23 protein-coding genes and 1 pseudogene are annotated in these 23,139 nt (G+C 53.8%); 15 read left to right on the forward strand and 9 right to left on the reverse strand.

Annotated elements, in window-relative coordinates; all coding sequences use genetic code 11:
- Window positions 1-5 precede the first annotated feature (5 nt).
- The gene (uxuA, locus tag KUC_RS17495) at window positions 6-1,187 is read left to right on the forward strand and encodes a mannonate dehydratase (RefSeq protein ID WP_007114581.1); all 1,182 of its coding nucleotides are present in this window, start codon (window positions 6-8) and stop codon (window positions 1,185-1,187) included.
- Window positions 1,188-1,226: 39 nt separating this feature from the next.
- Here the strand turns inward: uxuA and KUC_RS17500 are convergent, their stop codons facing one another.
- The 5 genes from KUC_RS17500 to KUC_RS17520 form a co-directional block, all read right to left on the reverse strand.
- Window positions 1,227-1,904 carry an HAD family hydrolase gene (locus KUC_RS17500; RefSeq protein WP_040481510.1) on the reverse strand — a complete coding sequence of 226 codons (678 nt, stop codon included), beginning with the start codon at window positions 1,902-1,904 and terminating at the stop codon, window positions 1,227-1,229.
- The gene (locus KUC_RS17505) at window positions 1,901-2,875 is read right to left on the reverse strand and encodes a 2-hydroxyacid dehydrogenase (protein WP_007114583.1); all 975 of its coding nucleotides are present in this window, start codon (window positions 2,873-2,875) and stop codon (window positions 1,901-1,903) included. The genes KUC_RS17500 and KUC_RS17505 overlap by 4 nt, the downstream gene beginning before the upstream one ends.
- Before the next feature lie 342 nt (window positions 2,876-3,217).
- Window positions 3,218-4,201: a sugar kinase gene (locus tag KUC_RS17510; protein ID WP_007114584.1), complete on the reverse strand. Its 984-nt coding sequence runs from the start codon at window positions 4,199-4,201 to the stop codon at window positions 3,218-3,220.
- A gap of 86 nt (window positions 4,202-4,287) precedes the next feature.
- Window positions 4,288-5,304, reverse strand: a complete 1,017-nt coding sequence (locus tag KUC_RS17515) for a LacI family DNA-binding transcriptional regulator (protein ID WP_007114585.1) — start codon at window positions 5,302-5,304, stop codon at window positions 4,288-4,290.
- A 135-nt stretch (window positions 5,305-5,439) separates the two neighbouring features.
- On the reverse strand, window positions 5,440-7,176 hold the full coding sequence (locus KUC_RS17520; RefSeq protein WP_050804883.1) for a PilZ domain-containing protein: 1,737 nt from the start codon (window positions 7,174-7,176) through the stop codon (window positions 5,440-5,442).
- A 280-nt stretch (window positions 7,177-7,456) separates the two neighbouring features.
- Between KUC_RS17520 and KUC_RS17525 the strand changes: the two genes are divergently transcribed.
- The 3 genes from KUC_RS17525 (at window position 7,457) to KUC_RS17535 (ending at window position 10,189) form a co-directional block, all read left to right on the forward strand.
- Window positions 7,457-8,296: a methyltransferase domain-containing protein gene (locus KUC_RS17525; RefSeq protein WP_007114587.1), complete on the forward strand. Its 840-nt coding sequence runs from the start codon at window positions 7,457-7,459 to the stop codon at window positions 8,294-8,296.
- Window positions 8,293-9,327 carry a methyltransferase gene (locus KUC_RS17530; protein ID WP_007114588.1) on the forward strand — a complete coding sequence of 345 codons (1,035 nt, stop codon included), beginning with the start codon at window positions 8,293-8,295 and terminating at the stop codon, window positions 9,325-9,327. The genes KUC_RS17525 and KUC_RS17530 overlap by 4 nt, the downstream gene beginning before the upstream one ends.
- Before the next feature lie 133 nt (window positions 9,328-9,460).
- Window positions 9,461-10,189: an SIMPL domain-containing protein gene (locus KUC_RS17535; RefSeq protein ID WP_040481511.1), complete on the forward strand. Its 729-nt coding sequence runs from the start codon at window positions 9,461-9,463 to the stop codon at window positions 10,187-10,189.
- 18 nt (window positions 10,190-10,207) lie between these two features.
- Here KUC_RS17535 and greB read toward each other — a convergent pair whose 3' ends face one another.
- On the reverse strand, window positions 10,208-10,738 hold the full coding sequence (gene greB / locus KUC_RS17540; protein WP_007114590.1) for a transcription elongation factor GreB: 531 nt from the start codon (window positions 10,736-10,738) through the stop codon (window positions 10,208-10,210).
- 171 nt (window positions 10,739-10,909) lie between these two features.
- Here greB and KUC_RS17545 point away from each other — a divergent pair, with 171 nt between their 5' ends.
- The 7 genes from KUC_RS17545 to KUC_RS17575 all read left to right on the forward strand — a co-directional run bounded on the left by KUC_RS17545 (window position 10,910) and on the right by KUC_RS17575 (window position 16,847).
- A complete protein-coding gene (locus KUC_RS17545; protein ID WP_040481513.1) occupies window positions 10,910-11,569 on the forward strand; it encodes a tetratricopeptide repeat protein in 660 nt (219 codons plus the stop codon).
- A 72-nt stretch (window positions 11,570-11,641) separates the two neighbouring features.
- Window positions 11,642-12,346 (forward strand): NUDIX domain-containing protein, encoded by a 705-nt coding sequence (locus KUC_RS17550; protein WP_007114593.1) that lies wholly within the window; start codon window positions 11,642-11,644, stop codon window positions 12,344-12,346.
- Window positions 12,347-12,348: 2 nt separating this feature from the next.
- The gene (locus KUC_RS17555) at window positions 12,349-12,795 is read left to right on the forward strand and encodes a DUF1249 domain-containing protein (protein ID WP_040481516.1); all 447 of its coding nucleotides are present in this window, start codon (window positions 12,349-12,351) and stop codon (window positions 12,793-12,795) included.
- Window positions 12,795-13,556: a phosphodiesterase gene (locus KUC_RS17560; RefSeq protein ID WP_007114595.1), complete on the forward strand. Its 762-nt coding sequence runs from the start codon at window positions 12,795-12,797 to the stop codon at window positions 13,554-13,556. The genes KUC_RS17555 and KUC_RS17560 overlap by 1 nt, the downstream gene beginning before the upstream one ends.
- Window positions 13,557-13,732: 176 nt before the next feature.
- Complete coding sequence (cysD, locus tag KUC_RS17565) at window positions 13,733-14,761, forward strand: sulfate adenylyltransferase subunit CysD (protein WP_083825794.1); 1,029 nt, start codon at window positions 13,733-13,735, stop codon at window positions 14,759-14,761.
- 1 nt (window position 14,762) lies between these two features.
- Window positions 14,763-16,205, forward strand: coding sequence for a sulfate adenylyltransferase subunit CysN (gene cysN / locus KUC_RS17570; RefSeq protein WP_007114597.1), 1,443 nt, complete (start codon window positions 14,763-14,765; stop codon window positions 16,203-16,205).
- Window positions 16,206-16,259: 54 nt separating this feature from the next.
- Window positions 16,260-16,847, forward strand: a complete 588-nt coding sequence (locus tag KUC_RS17575) for a hypothetical protein (protein WP_040481519.1) — start codon at window positions 16,260-16,262, stop codon at window positions 16,845-16,847.
- A gap of 62 nt (window positions 16,848-16,909) precedes the next feature.
- Here the strand turns inward: KUC_RS17575 and KUC_RS17580 are convergent, their stop codons facing one another.
- The 3 genes from KUC_RS17580 to KUC_RS17590 are packed head-to-tail and all read right to left on the reverse strand — an operon-like array spanning window position 16,910 to window position 19,205.
- Window positions 16,910-17,719, reverse strand: coding sequence for an ABC transporter substrate-binding protein (locus KUC_RS17580; RefSeq protein WP_007114598.1), 810 nt, complete (start codon window positions 17,717-17,719; stop codon window positions 16,910-16,912).
- A gap of 53 nt (window positions 17,720-17,772) precedes the next feature.
- Window positions 17,773-18,504, reverse strand: coding sequence for an ATP-binding cassette domain-containing protein (locus KUC_RS17585; RefSeq protein ID WP_040481522.1), 732 nt, complete (start codon window positions 18,502-18,504; stop codon window positions 17,773-17,775).
- Window positions 18,501-19,205 (reverse strand): ABC transporter permease, encoded by a 705-nt coding sequence (locus tag KUC_RS17590; RefSeq protein WP_007114600.1) that lies wholly within the window; start codon window positions 19,203-19,205, stop codon window positions 18,501-18,503. The genes KUC_RS17585 and KUC_RS17590 overlap by 4 nt, the downstream gene beginning before the upstream one ends.
- A 185-nt stretch (window positions 19,206-19,390) precedes the next feature.
- On the opposite strand from KUC_RS17590, the gene KUC_RS17595 reads away from it, so the two are divergent.
- The 4 genes and pseudogenes from KUC_RS17595 to vgrG form a co-directional block, all read left to right on the forward strand.
- Window positions 19,391-20,278, forward strand: a complete 888-nt coding sequence (locus tag KUC_RS17595) for a substrate-binding domain-containing protein (RefSeq protein WP_007114601.1) — start codon at window positions 19,391-19,393, stop codon at window positions 20,276-20,278.
- Between the two features lie 231 nt (window positions 20,279-20,509).
- Window positions 20,510-21,628 (forward strand): App1 family protein phosphatidate phosphatase, encoded by a 1,119-nt coding sequence (locus tag KUC_RS17600; RefSeq protein WP_007114602.1) that lies wholly within the window; start codon window positions 20,510-20,512, stop codon window positions 21,626-21,628.
- A gap of 143 nt (window positions 21,629-21,771) precedes the next feature.
- On the forward strand, window positions 21,772-22,446 hold the full coding sequence (locus tag KUC_RS17605) for a zinc metallopeptidase (RefSeq protein WP_007114603.1): 675 nt from the start codon (window positions 21,772-21,774) through the stop codon (window positions 22,444-22,446).
- Between the two features lie 208 nt (window positions 22,447-22,654).
- Window positions 22,655-23,139, forward strand: a pseudogene (vgrG, locus tag KUC_RS20165) (type VI secretion system tip protein VgrG); the annotation flags it as partial.

Genomic DNA, 23,139 nt, shown 5'->3' on the forward strand with positions numbered 1-23,139 from the left:
ACACCATGGAGCATACTTGGCGGTGGTTCGGCCCTAATGATGCGATTCGCCTGGGAGAGATTCGCCAGACAGGGGCGACCGGTATCGTTACCGCACTGCATGAGGTGCCCAATGATCAAGTTTGGTCGGTTGAGGCGATCCGTGAGCGTCAGCAGATGATCGAAGCGGCGGGCCTTACATGGTCAGTGGTGGAGAGTGTGCCAGTACATGAGTCGATCAAAAAAGGCTTGCCCGAACGAGATGCGCTGATTGCTACCTACTGCCAGACGCTGCGCAACCTGGCGACCTGCGGTATCGACACCGTTTGCTACAACTTTATGCCGGTGCTGGACTGGACGCGCACTGACCTGGCCTATGAATTACCCGAAGGCGCGTTGGCGCTGCGCTTTGATCAGGTGGCTTTTTCCGCCTTTGATCTTTATCTACTCCAGCGGCCAGGCGCCGAAGCGGCGTACAGCGCCGAGGAGAAAGCCCAAGCGCGCCGCTATTTGGATACATTGGATAGTCCCGACCGCGATAAGTTGGTCAAGACGTTGATCGCTGGGCTACCTGGCGCCGAAGAGCACTATACCCTTGAGCAGTTTCGCGCTGTATTGGAAGAGTACGCTGGTATTGACGCAACTCGGCTGCGGGAAAACCTAGGCTATTTTCTGCAGGCGGTTATACCGGTGGCAGAAGAGGTCGGTGTCCGCATGGCTATCCACCCGGATGACCCTCCGCGGCCACTGCTGGGTTTGCCCCGGGTTGTCTCGACTCGCGAGGATGCCCAGTGGATTGTCGATCGTGTTCCCAGCCCCGCTAATGGATTGACGCTTTGCACAGGCTCTTACGGTGTTCGTGAAGACAATGATTTAGTGGCCATGACCCGCCACTTTGCCCCGCATATTCACTTTATCCATCTACGCGCCACGAAGCGCGAAGAAAATTCCCTCTCTTTCCACGAGGCACCGCACTTGGCAGGTGATGTGGATATGGTAGGTGTTATTCAAGCGCTGGTTGAAGAGGAGTGGAGACGTGAAAGAGAGGGCGGGGCACGTTTACCGCTGCGCCCAGATCACGGTCACCAACTGCTTGATGATCAACAGCGCAATACGGCACCCGGTTACCCGCTTTACGGACGTATGCGCGGCCTGGCCGAACTGCGCGGTGTGGAGCTGGCGGTGCGGCAGTTGGTAAGTAGTAACTAACTAAAAAGAGCTTACAATTACAGACCTCAGTAATTGCGGTTATACACTCAACTTGGCAATAGCGGCGGGTAGTTCATTGGCGTGATGGATGGCTATCGCACCTTCGGGGGTGATTTCCTCGTTGGGGAAGTGATTGAGGTGAATCACGTGCATGCCCGCCGCAAGCCCCGCTTCCACACCCACCGCCGCATCATCAATAACGACACACTCTTGTGGCGGGTAACCCATGGCGGCAGCCGCCTTGCGATACAGCTCTGGGTCGGGTTTCCATACATTGAGGGTATAGGCACTGAACAGCCTACTAGCAAAGTGGTGGCCCAGCTCGGTGCTTTCCAGCGCACAGCGAATTTTGCGCTCGGGGCCATTAGACACAACGGCCTTGGGGTGACGGCTTAACTGTTCTAGTGCTGCCGGTATGCCCGGTATTGCCACAAGCTCGGCACGCATGCGGGCTTCCATGCGTGCCCGCATGCCTGCCTCAAGCTGGGAGAATTTGTCATCTGCCAACGCCTGAAAACGGTTTTCCAGGGTTTGGACGATTGTCTGGAAACGTACCCCACGAAATTCATCCATATACTGTCGTGCTGAAAACGGTAAGCCGAATTCGGGAAGAATGTCCCCCATTACCTCGGCAAGCAGTATTTCGCTATCCACTAGGGTGCCATCGCAGTCAAGCAGCAGGCAGAGAGACGTGGCTGTGTTCATTGCAGAATTCATGGATAGGTTTCCTGGTTGACTAGGCTAATCGGCCGCTCGCCCTGGAGAGCTAGGCGAATATTATCCACCGCCCGCTGGGCCATGGCGTCGCGGGTTTCATGGGTGGCAGAGCCGATATGGGGCAGGGCAACCACATTAGGCATCTTCGGCAGTGGTGACGAGGCGGGTAGCGGCTCCTGCTCGAAGACATCCAACCCGGCGGCTTGAATAACGCCGTTCTCCAGGGCGCGTATCAACGCAGTTTCATCGACGACTTTGCCGCGGGCGATATTGATAAAAATGCCCGTTGGCTTCATTTGCGCGAACTCATCGGCGCCGATCAAATGCTCGGTTTCGGCGGTAAGCGGCACAGTAACACAGACGAAATCGGCCTCGGCCAACAGCTCGTTGAGTTCGCGGCGCTTTGCACCAAGCTCTTTTTCAAGGGCTGGCTTGGGCGAGGCGTTGGAGTAGAGCACCTGCATGCCAAAGCCCAGGGCTCCGCGCCTGGCCACTGCCTGGCCAATGCGTCCAAACCCCACCATGCCTAGGGTTTTGCCGTGTACGTCGCTACCAAACAGTGCGGGTCCAACGCTGGCCTGCCAGTTGTCAGCTTTGACCCACTCGGCTAATTCAACCACCCGGCGTGCAGTGGCCATGATTAGGGTAAAGCCGGTGTCGGCGGTGGTTTCAGTCAGCACATCAGGCGTATTGCACAGCATGATGCCGCGCTTAGTAAGTTCATCAATAGGGATGTTGTCGTAGCCAACCGAGATGGTCGCGATGACTTTCAAGTGGGGCGCTGCATCCAGCAGCTGGGGGGTAATCGCCAAGCCAGAACCGATAATGCCATGCGCCTTCGCTAATAGAGCGCGATTTTCAGGGGCATCAAGCGCGGTGGTTTTCGCCAGCACATCTACCTCAAATAAATCGCTTAGCTCATCTAGCTGAGCATCGCTGAGTCGTCCTTGAACCACTAACCGTTTTTGCATTGTTATCTCCTTGCTGTAAATCCAGTTACTAGGGCCTGTTGACGTTTCATCGCGAACCGCGTTGCACCACAAAGCGCGCCAGACAAGGCGCAAAACGCAGGGAAGGGTGGTTCCCTTTTCAAGTTTTGCAACACCGTATGGCGCGCTTTGTGGTGCAACCCGAAGGGCTGGGCCCGTTTTTACCCGCGGCGGCGTTAGTCGTCGTTCATTTGGAATAACCAAACCTCTCTCCTCCTGCCTTGCCGCGAATAAAAACGGGCTCCAGCGCGGCCGTGAGTGAAACGTCAACAGGCCCTAAAAGCCTGTCATTAAAATCTTCTATTTAAAGCAAGGCGAGGCGTTTCAAACTGTGGGAAGTTCGGCTTCAAGCGCTTGGAGTTGCTCGCTACTAGGCAGACCTTCCATGTCACCCACCACTTGAATGGCTTGAGCGCCAATAAGGTTGCCGCGCTGGGCTGCTTGGCGAGCCGTTCCGCCATCGAGCAGGGCGCTAATCACACCGACGGCGAAGCCATCGCCTGCGCCTACGGTATCAACCACCTCGGCTACGTAGCAGCCGTCTACGGCATAGCTCTCTTCCTGCCCATCTAGATTGCCACGGTAATAGCTGCCTTCCGGCCCCAGTTTGATGATCACAGCCGAGGCACCTTGATCCAGATAGTAGCCTGCTATGTCGTAAGGTGTCTTCTGTCCGGTGAGCAGTTGGCCCTCTGAAAGCCCAGGCAACACCCAATCGGCGCGGCTGGCGAGTTCATTGAGAGTAGATCGCATAACGTTTTCGCTGGGCCACAGTGACGGCCGCAAATTGGGGTCAAAGGAAATACTGGCGCCATGGGCGCGGGCTTGTTCCATTAAATGATGGCTAAGCTGGCAGGCGCTTTCAGATAAAGCCGGAGTAATGCCCGTCGCATGAAGGTGGTTAAGCGCCTGAAAGTCGACATTCCGGGCGTCGTCAATAGTGAGATGACTGGCGGCACTGCCACGTCTGAAATATTCTACTCGCGGGTCGGCGCCGCCCTGGGCGCGCTCTTTAAACAGCAGCCCGGTGGGGTGGTGTGCATCGGCGTGAATATAGCGCGCATCGATACCTTCCGCCGTTAAAGCCGCCTGAATAAACCCCCCAAAGCTATCGGTTCCCACTCGGCTTAACCAGCCCACGTGAAAACCTAGCCTTGAGAGGCCGATAGCGACATTGTTATCGGCACCGGCTAAGCGTCGGTGGAAACGCTCAATGCAGGATAAGTCGCCCGGCGTATCAGCCACAAACATGGCCATGGCTTCGCCAAAAGTAAGAATTTTGGGTGGGCTGGAGAAGGAGTGGGGCATGGTCAATAATCTCTTTGTGTTGTTTATTATCATCCAATGGGAACGATACCATTTTTGCGCTAATTTTTTAGCATCGCCTTAAAAAATTAGCGCTGTGTCGAACCTCGTTCAATCAGGGTAGGTGCAAAACACAGCGTTGTTGGCATTGATGAGGTGTGGGGCGCAATGCGATGCACCAAGCATTGAACAGCCGTTTTGCCAATTGCATCGGTGGGTTGAGCTAGAGTGGTAATGCCAGGAGGCACTAAGGCGCACCAATCGAGCTCATCAATCCCCATCAAGCCCACCTTGCCAAGTGGTAAGCTCAACTGCTGAAACAGGCGGGTCACAGTTAGGGTGGCATTGCCGTTACCACACAAGACGGCGCAGGCGTGCTGTTGTTGGGTGGTTAAAAAGTCGCTTAGCGCTTGAAGTGTTGCAGTGCTATCTGAGGTAGCAAGCAGTGACGTTGCGTAATTGAGCCCATGCTGCTCGGCAGCGTGGCTAAAACGTGACAAGCGTTTTTGTCGCGGGCTTGACTGCTGGGGAGCTTCGCTGACATACAGTACAGCTTGGTAGCCCTGCTCAGTTAAGTGTTCGAGCGCCATATCGATCGCTAGGTGATTATCGAGCCCGACCACTTCCACCTCCACATGGTCGACTTCGCGGTCTAGCAGTACGATGGGTGTTCCCTGGCTGATAAAAGTGTGCAGTTGGCGTTCGGGGCTCCCGGAAGCATTCACCACCAAGCCTTCCACTTGATAGGCACCAAGTAGATCTAAATGCTGGCGCTCCTGTTCTGGGTCATTGTCGGTATTACACACTACCAACGAGTAGCCGTACTGGCGGCACGCTTGCTCGACACCGTGAGTGATGGCCACCGAAAAGGGGTTGCGGATATCAGCTACCAACATGCCAATCAATTTAGAGCGGCCCCCTTTTAGTCCGCGTGCCATTAGATTCGGCTGGTAGCCAAGGGTATCTGCTGCCTGGGCAATTTGCGCCTGAAGTGAGGGCGAGAGTCGTCCACGTTCTTCGCCAAAATAGCGCGATACGCTGGTTTTAGAGGCACCAGCGAGGTGGGCTACTTCAAGAATGGTGGAGCGGCGTGGTGTAGGCGACATAGTATGCTCTAAAAAATAGTGTGCTTAAATAAATAATTCTTTCGTTAAAGTGTCTTCCGTTACAGTGTAGTTAACGGAATGAGAGTAGCTAAATTTTGGGTATTTACTGGGCTGAAAACGATGGCGTAAGAGCCGTTAACTGTGATTAACCATATGGATATTGTAATCTGTGGGGTTCACCGTACCCTCAAGGCGCCCAATTTGAGTAAAGTCACTATTTTCAAGAACAGTGTCTATAGACGTATCTCTAAAGGAAAGATTTTTAATGACATTGACTTTACACGGCATTCCTTTTGCGTCTACATCCATTATCCATGCTAAAAAACCGCTTGAGAATTTGGCTAAGCTGCCAATGGGGTATAAACCAAAGTGTTGAATGTACTCTACTAGCAAAGACTTTTCATAAATAGTCGGGCAGTTGTTAACCCAGCGGTAAGCATCAAGAGGTTGCCGCGGTTGTTGACCATTTCGCGCATGGGTTAATTTGTTGATTATTTTAATTACGCTGATTAGTTTAACGTGTTCGGTTAACTCTGCTGCCTGCTTCCCTTCTGGATAGCCGCTGCCATCAAGCCGTTCGTTGGCATTGAGGATAATATCATGGCAGGCGGGGCTGGCGGTCCAGCCCAGTGTGGTTAACCTGTTGTTCAGTGCAACAACATGCCCTTTAAGTAGCTCGGTTTGCGATGGCGACATGCGTATTTTAAGTGAGGGGAGCTGTTGGCTAATTAGCAATGGCTTACCCATGGTGTGCAGTAGGGCGCCCGCCACCGCTTCCCGTGTCTGTGACGCGTATGGATCACGACTGATGAGGATCATCGCTAGTTGGCTACTCACTTGTATGGCATGGCGAACCCATTCAGGTTCATCATGCAAAAAAGCCAGCGCATACTGGAGCCCCTTTCGATCTTGGTTGACCATGTAAAGTAGGCTATCGACACACTCATAAAGACTTTCTTCTGGAAATAAGTCCTTGTTTTTGGAAAACATTAACATGACTTGTAGCTGGTGAGCGATTTCTTGAACACCACGTAACAATGGGGAACGCTGGGAGTCCTTGGTCTGATCACGCTCTTCTTTTTGCTGCATTTTCTTCTCTTTCGCATCTGCTATGAAAAGCCGGGACTTAGCCCGAGAGGAACTATCCTGTACACCCGAGCGAAAAGCGGCTTCGAACTCAGATTCCGATACAAAATGGAAAAGTGTCTCGGTCATCGTGGCAGTCATATTAATAAACTCAATGCCAATAGCCGCATAATCATGGCTTCCAAAAGGACGCATATGACGAATACGCCCCTGAGTGTTAAACGTTTCCCCGTTTGGAAACTCGAGTGTTACCCCTGGAAGCATCTGATTAACGGTAAGAGCCATACTATCTTCCAGTCTGACATACACCATGCAGCCGCCTACTGAAAGGTTGCGCACTTTACCTTCCACATTGAGCTCATGGGCAAAGACTTCCAAGTGCACACGTGCGTGCATGCCGAGGATAAAAGGTACACGCAAAGCTCTTCTATTATCAGACGAAAAGATAGAGCTGGGGAGCTGGCACTCTAAATGGTAAGTGCAGGTATCTATTTTAATGACGTGCGCAGGCACTTGTTCAATATTATAGATTTCTTCTATGCCCGGCGTAGGGTGGGAGGTTTCTATGTCAAAGCAAATGGTGTCGTTTTGTAAATAAGGAGAAAGCGAGCTACCGGTGTAGTGTATAGCTAACGTTATTTTACCACTGTCCAATTCCATTTTAATAGCCTTCGCCTCTATGGCGTAGGCCGCTTCTTTTGAAAAAATAGAAATAGTATGTTCTTTTTTTAGCAAAGACCGTATTATTTGCCCAAAGGTATTTTGGTTAGCCGTATCGATAATCATATAAAACACACCGTTATTATAATGTTATGGCTTATATCGGTTTGATTAGATTGTGTTATTTTAATGCTGTTTTTCATTTCCGACGTGAAGGGCGCCTAATCCTGGGTTAATTAGCTATTATTTCGGGTAAATTTGCAATCCTATTTATATTTATTTTAAGTATCATTTGTAGTTATTTGATAATTTTTGTTTATATTTGATGCAGGCGGGAATGCCATTCGGTTGAGCAGGAAGAATCAGGTAAACTGCGCGTTTCCTTTTTTACAGTGATGCCCGCGGCATGCACCCAGACTCTAAATCAATAAATTCTGAATCGATCAGCTATGAATTGACCCAGGCTGGTGATCGCTATTTCGACGGCATGGCAGAGAAGTTCTCCCGCTCGCTCTATCAGGCGCCCCGGGGTGAGCTGCGCCTAGCCATGCTCGACTACCTGCTACCTGAAATTTTGTATCTAGAAGGCCAGAAGGTATTGGATGTGGGCGGTGGCCTGGGCCAGCAGGCGGCATGGTTCGCTGAGCGAGGGCACTGCGTAACGATGACAGAGCCTTCAGCAGATATGTTGAGCTACGCACAAACTTGGCACCGGGACGTTAAAACGTTACCGGAAGAGGCTATTACTTATCTCCAGGCGCCACTGCAACGGTTAACGGAGCATGCCGCAGGCCCATGGCCTCTCATTACCTGCCATGCAGTGTTGGAGTGGTTAGGTGACCCGCAAGCGGCGCTGACCTGCTTGAGCCACTTATTGGCACCTGGCGGCCAGCTTAGCTTGATGGTGTTTAATCGCGATGCACTGCGCTTTTCTAACGCGGTCAAAGGTAATCTTGAGAAGGCCTTGAGCGACCGCTTGGCGGGTAAGGGCAAGCGCCAAAGATTGACGCCTATTTCGCCCGTTAGCCATGCGGAGATCGAGCTGTGGAGCGCAGAGAACGGCTTGCGAATAGACGCTGTCGCCGGTATCCGTGTCTTTCAAGATTACTTGCGCCATCCGCCCGCCACACCAGCAGAAAGTGCCACGCTGCTGGCGCTGGAAAAACAGTACTGTCGCCATGACCCCCACTGGCGCTTGGGCCGCTACCTACTTTATACATTAATTAAACCGGAGATCGTTAAATGAGTGCCCAAGCCCCAGCGTGCCAACTGTTAGAGCGGCAAAAAGATAACTATGCAGCGCTGTGGGTTGTTGGCCCGCCAGTCGATAGCTGGCTTATCGATCAATCGGCGGGTGTGGTCAGTGGCGATTTTGACGCACTGCGTGAGTGGCAGGCGAAAGGCAAGCAGGCCCGAACGCCTTTTGACTTAGCGGTGGGCGAGCCATTCGGCAAAGAGATTGTGCTGTTTTGGCCGAAGGCGCATCAGTTAGGTATTTGGTGGCTCAAGTGGTTATGTGAGCAGCTACCTGAAGGGACCCCCATTGAAATTGTCGGTGAGCATCAAGGCGGAATTAAACGTGTTCCCAAGATGCTGGAAGAGCTGGGTATGCCTTGGGACAAGCGCGACAATGCTCGGCGCTGTTCGTTGTTTACCACCCATACCGCTGCGTTAGACTTAGCCAGTGGAAATGAGGCCAGTGGAAATGAGGCCAGCGAAAGCGCTTGGCAGACAATTGAGTCATCAGGATTGACGCTGGTCAGCCACCCAGGCGTATTTGGCCACGGCAAAGTCGATGAGGGTACACTGTTACTGTTGGAGAGCATTGAGAATAGCTTGCCGAAAAAACCGCTCAAGGTGCTGGATATGGGCTGTGGTGACGGCATTATTAGCGCCTGGTTGGCCCAGCGCGGCCATCATGTGACCGCTGTGGACGTCAGCGCCTTTGCCGTCGAGGCATGTAAGCGCACGTTAGCGGCGAATGGGCTAGAGGGTCGAGTGCTATGCAGTGATGTGTTCAGCGCCCTTGAAGGCGAACAGTTTGACTGGATTGTCAGCAACCCGCCTTTTCATAAAGAGCGAGACATCAGCTATGGCCCCAGCCAGCGTTTGATCAGCACGGCGCCAGAGCATCTCAACGCTGGTGGACGATTAATCGTGGTGGCAAATGGCTTTTTGCCCTATCCAGACCATTTGCAGCGGGCGTTTCAGGACTTTCAGACCCTGGCGGATAATCGCCGCTTCAAGGTTTACGGCGCGATTAAATCACAGCGCTAGGCTTTATCCATGTGCTTTTCCTCAAACTTGCCACATTCAACTGCCGACGAATTTATCTTTAAGAGCTATTGTTAAGGGCTATGATGCAAATAAGTAGTCGTTAATTTAACGAACATTAGTGGGAGTGGCGGAAATGGCGGGAAACATTCGAAATACGGCGGTGCTGGGAAGTGCTGTTTTGCTGGGCGGGCTGTTGGCGCTAGGGTTGGTGTGGAGCGGTAGTTATATCAAGGGAGCTGCAGAAGTATGGCAGCAGTCGTCACGTAGCGTCACGGTACGTGGCTTAGCCGAGCGAGAAGTGCCTGCGGATTTGGTGTTGTGGCCGTTCAACTACAGTGTCAGCGCCAATAGCTTGAGCGATCTTGAGCAGCAATTGTCCAGCGACGAGCAGGCTATTCGTGATTTTCTGGAGGCCCAAGGGTTTGCATCGGAGCATGTTAGCTCTACACCGCCAAGGATTACCGACCAATTTAGCAATCAGTACGGCGGTCAGCGCCCGGATGAGCGCTACCGCGCCGAAGCAACGCTGCTATTGCGTTCCCCCGATGTTGAGGGTGTGATCGAGGCAATCCCCAGTGCGACTTCATTGGTGCGAGAAGGCGTACTGCTCTCTCCCAGCTACGAATATCGCACAGAGTTTTTATTTACCGGTCTTGACTCTATTAAACCTGAAATGATCGCGGCGGCCACTGCAGACGCGCGCAACGCAGCACAGCAGTTTGCCGAGGATTCCGGTAGCCAAGTGGGGCAAATTCGTCAGGCGACGCAAGGCTACTTTTCCATTGAGGACTTAGACAGCTACACGCCGCAAACCAAGCGTGTTCGCGTTGTCACCACAGTGGACTATTCCTTACAAGACTAGGCGTTAATGGAGCATCAGTTAGGCGCTGTAATCGATGGCGGTGATGGTATAAAACGTATCACCGTTAGGCGTGAGCACTTTTGCTTCATCACCCACCTGTTTGCTGAGCAGTGCTTTGGCCATAGGTGCATCGATACTGATCCAGCGCTTTTTGGTGTCGATTTCATCGTGGCCCACAATCCTAAGATGAACCTTCCCGCCGTTTTCATCTTCCAGGCTTACGTAGGCGCCGAAAAACACTTTGCTGGTATCGGCTGGCAGGCGGTCAACGATCTGCAGTTCGTCCAAACGTTTTGTCAGGTAGGTAATCCGGGCAATAACGCGGTTGAGCTCTTTTTTGTTATAGGTGTAATCGGCATTTTCACTGCGGTCACCCTGGGCGGCCGCTTCGCCGACCTTCTCTGAAATAGCGGGGCGTTTTACCCGCGATAGGTGATCCAAAATAGCGCGCAAGCGAGCCGCCCCCTCTGGAGTAATCAGGTTGCTCTTAGGGGCTTGACGCGGATCTTTGGCTGGATCGCGCCAGCGGGTCATATTGCGGCCTTTCATTACCTAATCCCTATCGTGTTTTGAGCTATCCACCTTACGTTAATTGCGCGAAGCAACCAAGCAGCATGCTACGGATAAATCATTCAAACGTTCGTTACATTTTTTGCTATATTGGGCGAGAGGCCTGCTATTGGTAGGTCTACGCAGGACAACAATAATTTAGGAGCAACTATGCGAACTCACTCTTTTTTACGTATATCCTTATCACGCTCATTAATCGCCGCCGCTATTGGCAGCACGCTGGCGCTGTCTTCATTAACCGCTACCGCATTTGAAGGTGAGTTATTCTCGCTGAAGAATCGTTGGGAGCATACCGTGACGGACATGCCAGCCAACGAACGGGAAGGCACCCTCAAGTCCTTGGCAGGTGAAGCGGAACAATTAGCAGAGCAGCACAGCGACGAAGCCGATGTACTGGTATGGCAGGGGATTATTTTAGCCTCTTATGCCCGTGAGCGCGGTGGTTTAGGCGCATTAGGTACCGCAGGTGATGCGCGTGACGCGTTAGAAAAGGCGATTGAAATAGATCCCCAGGGGTTGAATGGCTCAGCCTACGTCACGCTAGGAGCACTGTATGACCGCGCTCCGGGTAGGCCACTCGGTTTTGGCAATAGCGATACCGCTGAACGCATGTTCCAGCGTGCCTTGGAAATCCGCCCAGACGGTATTGATGTGAACTACTATTATGCCGCCTTTTTGAAAGAAGAGGGCAACAAGCAAGCAGCCCGCGAGCACGCCCTGCGTGCGGTTAACGGCACCGCTCGCGATAATCGACAAGCTTCCGATGAGGCGCTGCGCCGCGATGCCGAGGCGTTGCATAATCAGCTGTAATCCCCCCGCTGAATTGGCATTCCCGGTAGCAAGCACTGATAATAGGGCGATTATCACTACCGGGAGTGCCTTATGGCGACCATCCCCAAGAATGTCTCATTTCGAGACAGCCCTTTTCGAAACACAACGCTTGGCGTTCCGCAATTAAAGCGTGACGATGTCGAGCTGTTTAAACGCGAAACGCTATACCAGGGGTTTTTCCGCCTAGAGGCGTTAGAGCTTCGCCACCGGCTATTTGAAGGCGGTTGGAGCGAGCCTATGCGCCGCGAAGTACACAATCGCTTTGATGCGGTGGGGGTACTGCTTTACGACCCCGAGCGCGACTCACTGGTGCTGATTGAGCAGTTTCGTGCCGGCGCCATTGATGATGCCGTCTCTCCCTGGAAGCTCGAACTCGTAGCTGGTTTGGTCGAAAAAAACGAAACGCTGGAAGATGTGGCTCGTCGCGAGGCGTGGGAGGAGGCCGGTTGTAAAGTGACCCAACTGACCAAACTTCACACTTATTATCCAAGTCCTGGCGCCTGCAACGAGCAAGTGACGCTATTTTGTGGTTTGGTAGATACCCATGGATTAGGTGGGATTCATGGCCTAGATGAAGAGCATGAGGATATTCGTGTTCACGTCATGCCTTTTGCGAACGCTTGGGAACTCTTAGAGCAGGGACGACTCGACAACGCCATGTGTTTAATTGGTCTACATTGGCTTAATAGCCAGCGAGCCTCATTACGTGCCGCCTCTCAGCGCGCGTTGACGCAAAGCGAAACCGACGAGGAGTGAATATGGCGAGAACGGCCTATGTCACCGATTTAAAATCGCTCCAAGGGGAGTGCAGCGCCAACTATTTACGTTTGGTGCGCTTGGTGGGCGATATGGAGGCTGGCCAGCGTCGTGATATTGCCCTGCGCGGTGATAAACAGCATTTCGGCGATCTGCATCTGTATATTCAAGAGCAAGCGCCTTACACCACCATGGTGGATGTTTTTCAGACTGGCCCGCTAGATACTGTTTTGGAAGGGCCGCGTATGCGCGTACACCTCTATCACGATGCACGTATGGCTGAAGTGACCGACTTTCAGCGCGAGCGCCACTTTAGCGGCCGTTACCGCTATCCCAATGCCCGGATGCATCAGCCGGATGAGAAGCTTCAGCTCAACCGCTTCTTAGGCGAGTGGCTGGCTCATGGCCTTGCCCATGGCCACACTGTTGACGTGCCGGAGATGCCCTAATGCGAGTGGTTCAGATTACCGACGCCCATCTCTATGCGGATACTGAAGCGCGTTCCCGTGCGGGAATACCCTGGCGCCAGTTTCAGCATGTGTTGGGTGCCGTTGTCGCAGAAAAACCCGATATCGTGCTGTTTACCGGTGATATTAGTCAGGACGAGTCAGCCGCTTCCTACGCCTTGGCGGTGCAGGCGATGGACCAGTTGCCTTGCCCCTGGTACTGGTTGCCAGGCAATCACGATCAGCCCGAGTTGATGGCTGCCGAGCGCCCGCTGGTCGATCAAGTGGACATGGGTGGAGCGGAAATAGATGCGTGGCGCATACTGCTGCTCAATACCCAGGTGGAGGGCAAGCCCCATGGCGAACTGGGAAGCGAGCGACTAGCCAAACTCGCTGAGCAGCTTGAGAAGGACGATCGCCCCACGCTGATTGCCATGCACCACCCGCCAGTTGACGTGGGCGCGGTATGGATGGATGCCATTGGTTTGCAAGATCGCGAGGCATTTTGGGAACTGCTAAGTAAACACCCACACGTCAAGATCATCCTGTTTGGCCACGTGCACCAAGCTTACGCCGAGCACCGCCGCCTAGGCGAAGCTACTATAGATGTTTATGGTTGCCCGGCGATGGCAGATCAGTTTCTGCCCAGTGCCGAGCAGTTCGCCATTGATGAAGCTTCCCGCCCTGGCTATCGTATTATCGATATGACGTTAAGCGATATTCAGGGAGGCGAGTGGCAGAGCTGGATTGAGCGCATTGAGTAGACGTTTATTGCTCTCTCATTCCTGGATAGGTTTTTTAGGAATAAAAAGATAGTTATTAATTCTTTTGGGTTATTACTGGCTCGGCGTTACCCTACCCACATTCGAACGTACAATTATTTATAACGTACGCTGATTTTAGCTTGTGTGACGAGCTTGTTCTTATGAGGTAAGGGGCCATGACCCAATTGTCTACATTGTCTTTAAAGGAGCGGTCGTCAAAGGAGCGGTCTTCAAAAGAGCGGTCTTCAGAGACGCGTTCTTCATCTTCAGCGACGCAGGGGGAGGCTTTTAACGCCCCTGATGCCGCGCGCTTGACCCACCTCAAGCAGTTAGAAGCCGAGTCTATCCATATTATTCGTGAAGTCGCCGCCGAGTTCTCCAACCCGGTGATGATGTACTCCATTGGCAAAGACTCGTCGGTGATGCTGCACTTGGCGCGCAAAGCCTTCTACCCCGGCACACCGCCATTCCCGCTGATGCACGTGGACACCACGTGGAAGTTTCGCGAGATGATTGAGTTCCGTAACCGCATGGCGGCAGACGCGGGTATGGAACTGATTGTGCATACCAACGAAGAGGGGCGGGCAGCCAATATCAACCCCTTCGATCACGGCAGCGCCAAATACACCGATATCATGAAAACCCAGGCGCTCAAGCAGGCGCTGGATAAGTATGGGTTCGATGCGGCCTTTGGTGGCGCGCGTCGTGATGAAGAGGCCTCGCGTGCCAAAGAGCGCGTTTACTCGTTCCGCGATAAGTATCACCGCTGGGATCCTAAAAATCAGCGCCCTGAACTGTGGAACGTATATAACGCCAAGGTCAATAAAGGCGAATCGATCCGCGTATTCCCGCTCTCTAACTGGACCGAGCTGGATATCTGGCAGTACATCTACTTAGAGTCTATTCCCATCGTGCCGCTCTACTATTCGGCCAAGCGCCCAGTCGTAGAGCGTGACGGTATGCAAATTATGGTTGATGACGACCGCTTGCCGTTAGCGCCAGGCGAAGTGCCGGAAGAGAAGTCGGTGCGGTTTAGAACGCTTGGCTGCTACCCGTTGACCGGTGCGGTGGAATCCGAGGCCGCGACGCTTCCGGAAATTATTCAAGAGATGCTGCTGACCCGTACCAGTGAGCGTAGTGGCCGCGCCATCGATCGCGACCAAGTGGGTTCGATGGAAAAGAAAAAGCGCGAGGGGTACTTCTAAAATGTCTCACCAATCTAATTTAATCGCCGACAATATCGAAGAGTACCTGCACGAGCACGAGAACAAAGACCTGCTGCGTTTTATTACCTGCGGCAGCGTCGACGACGGCAAATCGACGCTGATTGGCCGTCTGCTTCACGACTCGAAAATGATCTTTGAAGATCAACTGGCAGCGATCACCCAGGCTTCTAAAACCAGTGGTACGACCGGTGATACCGTTGATTTGGCGCTGTTGGTGGATGGCCTGCAGTCAGAGCGTGAACAGGGTATTACCATTGATGTGGCGTACCGCTTTTTCTCCACCGATAAGCGCAAGTTTATTATCGCCGATACGCCTGGGCATGAGCAGTACACCCGCAATATGGCCACGGGTGCTTCAACGGCCAGCTTAGCGATTATTCTGATCGATGCCCGCTATGGCGTGCAGACCCAGACTCGCCGGCATAGCTTTATTGCCGACCTGCTGGGTATTCAGCACCTGGTGATTGCGGTCAATAAGATGGATTTGGTGGATTTCTCCGAGCAGCGCTTTAACGAGATAGTCGATGAGTACCGCGCCTTTGCCTCTAACCTGCAAGCGCCGGACATTCGCTTTGTGCCGATGTCGGCCCTGAATGGCGACAACGTGGTCAATCGCAGCGAACAAACGCCCTGGTACTTTAGCGGCGGCTACCAGGGGCAAACGCTGATTGAGTTATTAGAGAGCGTCGAGATTACCCGCGATCAGAACCTTAGCGATCTGCGCTTGCCAGTGCAGTACGTGAACCGCCCGAACCTTGATTTTCGCGGTTACTGCGGCACCTTGGCTGCGGGTGTATTACGCCCTGGGCAAGCCATTAAGGCACTCCCCTCGGGTAAAACATCGCGGGTTGCACGGGTTGTCACCTTTGATGGCGACCTTGCGGCGGCTTATCCAGGCCAGGCCATCACAGTGACTCTGGAAGATGAGATCGATATCTCCCGTGGCGATTGGCTGGTGGCGGCGGATAGCGAACTGCCGCTCTCCAACACCTTTAAAGCCGATATTGTCTGGATGCAGGAAGAGGCGCTAACGCCGGGCAAGCTCTACGATTTCAAACTGGCAACCCGCGATCTTTCCGGCCAAGTCAGCGCAATTGATTACCAAATCGACGTCAATACTCTGGAGAAGCATGCCACTCACTCGCTGGGTCTAAATGCGATTGCCCGCTGCGACGTAGAGCTGACCGCCGCTATTCCGGTGGATGATTACCGCACCAGTCCGGGCACCGGCAGCTTTATCATCATTGATCGGTTGACCAACGTGACCGTAGGCGCGGGTATGATTCGCGGCACGGCAAGCGCCCCAGGCACTGCTTCAAACACCACTGATTGGGCGGCGTTTGAGCGTGACCTGAATGCCCTGGTGCGTAAGCATTTCCCTCACTGGGAAGCGAAAGATATCAGCGGCTTGTTTAATCGCTAACCGGCATAAACTTTGGTTGCGTGCCACCTCATTTCGGTGCGACGAGCTTTCCTTATGTCATTGCGAGAAGTGAAGCGACGCGGCAATCCCGCTTTTGTCATTGCGAGCGCAGCGCGGCAATCCCGCTTTTGTCATTGCGAGCGCAGCGCGGCAATCCCGCTTTTGTCATTGCGAGCGCAGCGCGGCAATCCCGCTTTTGTCATTGCGAGCGCAGCGCGGCAATCCCGCTTTTGTCATTGCGAGCGCAGCGCGGCAATCCCGCTTTTGTCATTGCGAGCGCAGCGCGGCAATCCCGCTTTTGTCATTGCGAGCGCAGCGCGGCAATCCCGCTTTTGTCATTGCGAGCGCAGCGCGGCAATCCCGCTTTTGTCATTGCGAGCGCAGCGCGGCAATCCCGCTTTTGTCATTGCGAGCGCAGCGCGGCAATCCCGCTTTTGTCATTGCGAGCGCAGCGCGGCAATCCCGCTTTTGTCATTGCGAGCGCAGCGCGGCAATCCCGCTTTTGTCATTGCGAGCGCAGCGCGGCAATCCCGCTTTTGTCATTGCGAGCGCAGCGCGGCAATCCCGCTTTTGTCATTGCGAGCGCAGCGCGGCAATCTCGCTTTTGTCATTGCGAGCGCAGCGCGGCAATCTCAGGGTTAGTGCCATCGCCGGTATGAGATTGCTTCGTCGCAAGCTCCTCGCAATGACGGAGGTGATTAGATTTACTCAGCGTTAGGGAAAAACAGCTGCTGACCATCTACCTCAAAATCCGCAATCGCTTTCTGGCCCTGTTCGGAAACCAGCCACTCGTGCCACTGGGCGGCGAGATCATGCTTTAAGTGCGGGTGACGCTCTGCCGAGAGCAGTAGGCTACCATACTGATTAAACAGTGCCTTATCGCCTTCAAACAGCAGGGTTAAGTCTTGTGGGTTGTCAAAGGCGACCCAGGTGGCGCGGTCGGTAAACGTATAGGCGTCCATACCTGCCGCGGTGTTTAGCGTGGGCCCCATACCGCTACCCAGCTCGCGGTACCACTCACCCTGTGGCGTGACCCCAGCATCTTCCCATAAACGTAGCTCGGCGCGATTGGTGCCGCTGTCATCGCCGCGTGAAGCGAAGGGGGACTCGCTTTCGGCGATGCGCTGCATGGCGTCAATGACGTTTTCGCTATCGCTGATGCCCGCAGGGTCATCGCTCGGGCCTACAATTACGAAATCGTTGTACATCACATTAAGACGTTCGGTGGCGTAGCCATCGGCCACAAGCTGCTCTTCACCAGCGGTATCGTGTACCAGCAGGCTATCGGCATCGCCACGGCGGCCAATTTCAAACGCTTGGCCGGTGCCCACAGCCACCACGCGTACATCAATGCCGGTCTCTTCCGTGAAGGCGGGAATAATAGCGTCAAACAGGCCTGAGTTTTCTGTAGACGTGGTCGAGGCCAGGGTAATGTAGTCATCTGCTGCCAGCAGCGTGCCGCTCCAGGTTAGCCCCAGGGCGCCTGCGGTAATCAACGCGGTGGTCTTATTCATTGTATTGCTCCTTGAGGATGATGCTTCAATTCCAGTGCTTATTAATCCCTGGGCTACCAAACCAGTTCACCCCGGATAAACGCCGCTGCCTCACGTGAGGAGGGGGCGGTAAAAAAGTCATTGGCAGGGGAGTGTTCAAGTAATTCGCCGTTATGCATAAACAGCACGTCGTTGGCTAAACGGCGTGCTTGGTGCAAATCATGAGTCGTCATAACGATTCGCGTGCCGCTGCGGTGAAACTCAAGCACCGCATCTTCAACGGCCTTGATGGCAGCGGGATCAAGAGCCGAAGTGGGCTCATCTAAAAACAGCACTTGGGGGTTGAGCAGCCATGCTCGCGCCAGCGCTAAGCGCTGCTGCTCACCGCCGGAAAGCACTCGCGCAGGCCGTTTGGCGAGGTGCGCTAAGCCAAACTTTTCAAGAGCACTCATCGCCTGGGCTTTTCGGGGTATTGCTTTCAACTCTGGTCGTGACGCTTTTTTGATCGCTAGCACATAGGTCAGGTTATCCAGCGCTGAGCGACGCAGCAGCACGGGGCGCTGGAAAACCATGGCTTGCGCAGGCTGGGCACCTTGCCAGCGAACTGAGCCGGTAGTAGGCGTTAACAGGCCATGGGCCAAGCGCATTAACAGGCTTTTGCCTGCGCCGTTAGGGCCCATAATTAGCGTTCGCTGGCAGCCTGCTAGGCGCAGCGAAGTCGGCTTGAGCAGCGTATGGCCACGATGGATAAAGTCCACCCTATCGAGCTCAAGAGTGGCGACGGGGGGCGTATGATGTGCGTTCATCCTAATCGCCTTTTCGCTGTTTCGCCGATCATATGGGCGATAGCGTTAATCATGGTGACGAGGGTGAGCAGGATGATCCCTAAACCTAGCGCCATGGAGAGGTTGCCCTTGCTGGTTTCCAGCACAATGCTGGTGGTCATCACGCGGGTGACACCATCGATATTGCCACCCACAATCATTACCGCACCCACCTCGGCGCTGGCGCGGCCAAAGCCCGCCAAGATCACTGTTAATAGCCCGAAGCGCGCATCCCACAGCAATGTGGGGATCATACGTAGGCGCGTTAGCCCTAGTGAGTTCAACTGCTCGGCATACTCACCGTGAAGCGCTTCAACCTGCTGGCGGGTAAGGGCGGCGATGATCGGTAGTACCAAAATCACTTGAGCGATCATCATGGCCGTTGGGGTGAACAGCAGTCCCCATTCACCTAAGGGGCCTGCGCGTGAAAGCAGTAGGTAAACGCAAAGCCCTGCGACCACTGGCGGCAAGCCCATGAGCGCATTGAGGGCGACAATGACGACGTTGCGCCCAGGAAAGCGCCATAGCGCCAGAGCGGCCCCTAAGGGTAGGGCTATCAGGCTGGCAATCATCACCGCCATAAGCGACACCTTTAACGAAAGCATCACGATGTCGATTAATGCGCTATCCATACTCAGGATTAGGGCTAGGGCGGTACTAAAGGCGTTGTCACTGGTCAGCATTGAGCGTTGGTATCATTTTGTGTGAGAACTGTTGTGTGAGAACTGTTATGGGAAAACCGTTGTACGAGAATTGGCATGATGTATCGAAAAGTGACTTAATGCACTCTGTGCTGGAATAGATGCAGTTATATGCAGTTAAACTACGAAAATTGCCGTTTGTATTTATGCAGTGAGGTTTCCTTTCGATGTCTGAACGACATACTTACCTGACCACGGCAGAGGTCGCCGACTACTTGCGCCTAAAAGAGCGCAAGGTGTATGACTTGGTGCGCCAAGGCCAGCTCCCGTGTAGTCGGGTCACGGGAAAGCTGCTGTTTCCCCGTCAGCAAATTGACCTATGGGTGTTGAGCCACTTGGAAGGTGATTGGGCGCAGCGTTTATCAGTGCCGCTAGTGGTCGCGGGTAGTCAGGATCCGCTGCTGGAGTGGGCCATTCGGGAAAGCGGCTCTGATTTGGCGATGCTCTGCCAAGGCAGTGGCGACGGTGTACGGCGGTTGCTCGACGGCAAGGCGATGCTGGCGGGGATTCATCTGCTGGATGCAGCCACTCAGCGCTACAACGAACCCGGCGCGCTCGGTTTAAGCGGCATGCGTGATCTGTTGATAGTGCACTGGGCAAAGCGCCGTCAGGGGCTGCTATTGTCGGCCGACAACCCGCTAAGGATCGCTGGGCTGAGTGATTTAAAGCGAGCCGGTGTCCGCGTAGCGCATCGCCAACCTGATGCTGGAGCAGCAAGGCTGCTGAGCTGTTTGCTACAGCAAGCGGGAATAGAGATTTCGGCGCTTAACTGGGCGCCACACGCCTCCTTAAGTGAAGATGATTTGGCACTCAGCATTGATCAGGGCGAGGCGGATGTAGGCTTGGGCGTGGAAGCCGCCGCCCATCGACAGCAATTGGGCTTCATTCCACTCTGCGAGGAGCCGTTTGATTTAATTATGCAGCGGCGCAGCTATTTCGAGCCTTCAATGCAGCGGCTGTTGACGTTTGCTCATCAAACGCGTTTTGCCGAGCGGGCAACACAGTTGGGTGGTTATAATCTCACCGAGACAGGAAAAATTGTGTATAACGCCTAGAGCCCTTTCGAGAGCCTCTATTTATTAGTCCTGATTATTAGTCCTGAGTCATAAGTAGGAGGGCTTGACCCTGATTCATTATGCGCCACACTATTGGTGCGTTATACACGCCTATCATCACGAAATGGAGAGCATGATGAAACAAACATTGGACAGCCAACCAGTGGTGCTAGCCCACAGTATTTATATAAGTGTGTTACATGAAGGGTGCTACTCCGGTCAGCACACTTGATGAGTGCATTGCGTCAGTGGACAAGCTTTGTCAAAAGGCTTGTCCACGTTATTGCCAAACCCATCAAGGGTGATAGTGGCCGCGGTGGCATGGTGGTTCACCCCTATCGTGGTTACGGTTCCCAGCATGAAGTATTTGTCATGGGCCGAGTGTTTCGCCAAGCCGCTTTAAGTCGAGCAATTCCTCGCCATGGCATGCTGCGCGATACCGCAGACGTTGCCCGACGGATTTTGCGCCGTGGGCTGGCCGAGGCGCAGGTAGAAATTCACATTGGTGAAAATAAGCTCTGCGTCGGTACGGATCGCGATGGCTACTTCGATGTGCATTTGCCGATTAGTCACGCCCTCCCCATCGACGTCTCCTGGCACCGCGCCGATATTATGGTGCACTGCTCGGGTCAGACGCCGGTGCGTACTCATGTTGAAGTCTATGTGCCACCGCCGGAGGCGGATTTGCTGGTGATCAGCGATATCGATGACACCGTGATGTTTACCGGAGTGGCGGAAAAGCTCAAAATGCTTTATCGCCTATTTGTCAAAAAACCCCACCGCCGTACCGCTTTTCCCGGCGTCGCATCGCTTTATCAAGCGTTGCACCGTGGCGTTAGTGAACGCGCTGAACGGCCCATTTTGTATGTCTCGCGAGGGCCGTGGGCGATATACGAAATGCTCGAAACCTTTTTTCAGATCAACCGTATTCCTGTCGGGCCGATTATTTTTTTACGCGAGTGGGGCATCTCTTTGCGCCGCCCATGGCCGCGCCGTGCAGAAGAGCATAAGCGCGATCTGATCGACCGAATGTTAACCCTCTACAACGACCTGCCGTGTATTTTGATTGGCGACAGCGGCCAGCACGATCCAGAGGTGTATATCGAGATCGTGAAAGCTTATCCAGATCGGATTAAAGCGATTTACATTCGTCGAGTGGATAAAAATCCCAAGCGCGAGCAGGCAATCCAACGCTTGCGTGACGAGTTGATCGGCACCCAGTGTGAACTGGTCCTCGCCGCCGATAGCATTCTGATTGCCGAACATGCCCACGCCCAGGGCGATATATCTGCCCACGGCTTAGCGGCAGTACAGCGTGACGTAGAGGAGCATCGCAACAATCCTACTTAACCATACTCCTGCATAACGCTGTTACCAAGTCAGCCCCCATGGTAAAAAGCTGCTCTGCGATGAAGAGTATTGACCAGTGATTGTTTGCAGGCGATGGTTTGTGTAAATGGTTTAACGTCGGTTTTATGTAGATAGGGGCTGCCATGGTTGTTGTGCTAATCATTATTGCGTTGGCCATTTTTGTGCTCCCCAATGTTTGGGCTAAATGGGTACTCAAGCGCTATACCCGTGGCCGTGACGATTATCCCGGCACAGGGGCAGAGCTTGCCGATCACTTGTTGCGCCGACTGGGCATTGAGGGCGCGAGCGTTGAGCGCACCGAGTTCGGTGACCATTACGACCCTGAAACACGCTGCGTGCGCCTTTCCCCGGACAATTACGATGGCCGTTCACTAACCGCCGTCACGGTGGCGGCCCATGAGGTAGGGCACGCTATTCAGCATCATCAGGGATATGCGCCGCTACTGGCACGTAGCCAGTTAGTGGGCGTCGCCCAAAAAGCCGAAAAACTCGGCGCCCTGCTGATGATGGCTGCGCCTTTTCTCTTTCTATTGACGCGCTTGCCCGGAGGCCTAGCGATAGTGATTGCCATGGCAGTGATCAGCTTTGGCACCGCGGCGTTGGTACATTTGGTGACTTTGCCGGTAGAGTTTGATGCCAGCTTCAATCGAGCACTGCCGCTGCTGAAAGAGTACGTGCCACCTTATGATATGCCCGGTGCCCGGCACGTACTCACCGCCTGTGCTTTTACCTACGTGGCCGCCTCGCTTGCCAGCGTGATGAACCTAGGCCGCTGGCTGGTGATTTTGCGGCGCTAAGTTTGAAAGCAGGGAACGCCTACCCCGTCTTGCCCAGCCATACTCAATCAGACTATTGGATTCGTACCTGCTTAACCGCCAGTTTGTAAGATATTTCTTAAAATGTTGTAAGACATTGACGCTTCGTGCACCGAAAGGGTTGTGCCAGTAACAGTTATCGCTACCCTGATCGTTTTTATTAGTGTTTGACGATCCAAGGGGCAGTTTGATGGCAGCTGGCACTGGCTTACAATTTACCCTAACGCTCCCCGATGTTGATGATATAGCGGTGATCGATTTCACTCACCGCGAAGCGCTCTCCGAGCCCTTTGAGCTGGTGCTGAACCTAGCGAGCCGCGACGGCAGTTTTGATGCCGCTGAACTGCTGGATCGCGAAGCCACCCTGACCATCTGGCAAGACGGCGAACCGCTGCGCCGGGTGCACGGTATCATCAGCGAGTTTGGTCGGGGAGACCGCGGCCACCGGCGCACCTTCTACTCCCTGGTACTGCGCCCGGCGCTCTGGCGGCTTTCGCTGCGCCATAACTCGCGGATTTTTCAAAAGGCAGACCCGCTCGCCATCATTAATACCCTGTGCGATGAGCGGGGGATTACCGATGTGGAGTTTGCTGTTACCCGCGAGTTTGCCGAGCGCGAGTACTGCGTTCAATACCGTGAGACCGACCTTGCCTTTATCGAACGTCTGGCCGCCGA

The sequence above is a fragment of the Vreelandella boliviensis LC1 genome (assembly GCF_000236035.1).
Classification (GTDB): Bacteria; Pseudomonadota; Gammaproteobacteria; order Pseudomonadales; family Halomonadaceae; genus Vreelandella; species Vreelandella boliviensis.

Excerpts from the sequence above, each read along its gene's own strand:
- KUC_RS17530 (WP_007114588.1), top strand. The coding sequence starts at position 8,293 with ATGAGTGCCCAAGCCCCAGCGTGCCAACTGTTAGAGCGGCAAAAAGAT.
- KUC_RS17500 (WP_040481510.1), bottom strand. The coding sequence starts at position 1,904 with ATGAATTCTGCAATGAACACAGCCACGTCTCTCTGCCTGCTGCTTGAC.
- KUC_RS17575 (WP_040481519.1), top strand. The coding sequence starts at position 16,260 with ATGTCATTGCGAGAAGTGAAGCGACGCGGCAATCCCGCTTTTGTCATT.
- KUC_RS17585 (WP_040481522.1), bottom strand. The coding sequence starts at position 18,504 with ATGAACGCACATCATACGCCCCCCGTCGCCACTCTTGAGCTCGATAGG.
- KUC_RS17595 (WP_007114601.1), top strand. The coding sequence starts at position 19,391 with ATGTCTGAACGACATACTTACCTGACCACGGCAGAGGTCGCCGACTAC.
- KUC_RS17550 (WP_007114593.1), top strand. The coding sequence starts at position 11,642 with ATGGCGACCATCCCCAAGAATGTCTCATTTCGAGACAGCCCTTTTCGA.
- KUC_RS17605 (WP_007114603.1), top strand. The coding sequence starts at position 21,772 with ATGGTTGTTGTGCTAATCATTATTGCGTTGGCCATTTTTGTGCTCCCC.
- KUC_RS17515 (WP_007114585.1), bottom strand. The coding sequence starts at position 5,304 with ATGTCGCCTACACCACGCCGCTCCACCATTCTTGAAGTAGCCCACCTC.
- KUC_RS17600 (WP_007114602.1), top strand. The coding sequence starts at position 20,510 with ATGAGTGCATTGCGTCAGTGGACAAGCTTTGTCAAAAGGCTTGTCCAC.
- greB (WP_007114590.1), bottom strand. The coding sequence starts at position 10,738 with ATGAAAGGCCGCAATATGACCCGCTGGCGCGATCCAGCCAAAGATCCG.
- KUC_RS17535 (WP_040481511.1), top strand. The coding sequence starts at position 9,461 with ATGGCGGGAAACATTCGAAATACGGCGGTGCTGGGAAGTGCTGTTTTG.
- uxuA (WP_007114581.1), top strand. The coding sequence starts at position 6 with ATGGAGCATACTTGGCGGTGGTTCGGCCCTAATGATGCGATTCGCCTG.
- KUC_RS17520 (WP_050804883.1), bottom strand. The coding sequence starts at position 7,176 with ATGATTATCGATACGGCTAACCAAAATACCTTTGGGCAAATAATACGG.
- KUC_RS17505 (WP_007114583.1), bottom strand. The coding sequence starts at position 2,875 with ATGCAAAAACGGTTAGTGGTTCAAGGACGACTCAGCGATGCTCAGCTA.
- cysN (WP_007114597.1), top strand. The coding sequence starts at position 14,763 with ATGTCTCACCAATCTAATTTAATCGCCGACAATATCGAAGAGTACCTG.
- KUC_RS17560 (WP_007114595.1), top strand. The coding sequence starts at position 12,795 with ATGCGAGTGGTTCAGATTACCGACGCCCATCTCTATGCGGATACTGAA.
- KUC_RS17545 (WP_040481513.1), top strand. The coding sequence starts at position 10,910 with ATGCGAACTCACTCTTTTTTACGTATATCCTTATCACGCTCATTAATC.
- KUC_RS17555 (WP_040481516.1), top strand. The coding sequence starts at position 12,349 with ATGGCGAGAACGGCCTATGTCACCGATTTAAAATCGCTCCAAGGGGAG.
- KUC_RS17525 (WP_007114587.1), top strand. The coding sequence starts at position 7,457 with ATGCACCCAGACTCTAAATCAATAAATTCTGAATCGATCAGCTATGAA.
- KUC_RS17590 (WP_007114600.1), bottom strand. The coding sequence starts at position 19,205 with ATGCTGACCAGTGACAACGCCTTTAGTACCGCCCTAGCCCTAATCCTG.
- KUC_RS17580 (WP_007114598.1), bottom strand. The coding sequence starts at position 17,719 with ATGAATAAGACCACCGCGTTGATTACCGCAGGCGCCCTGGGGCTAACC.
- cysD (WP_083825794.1), top strand. The coding sequence starts at position 13,733 with ATGACCCAATTGTCTACATTGTCTTTAAAGGAGCGGTCGTCAAAGGAG.
- KUC_RS17510 (WP_007114584.1), bottom strand. The coding sequence starts at position 4,201 with ATGCCCCACTCCTTCTCCAGCCCACCCAAAATTCTTACTTTTGGCGAA.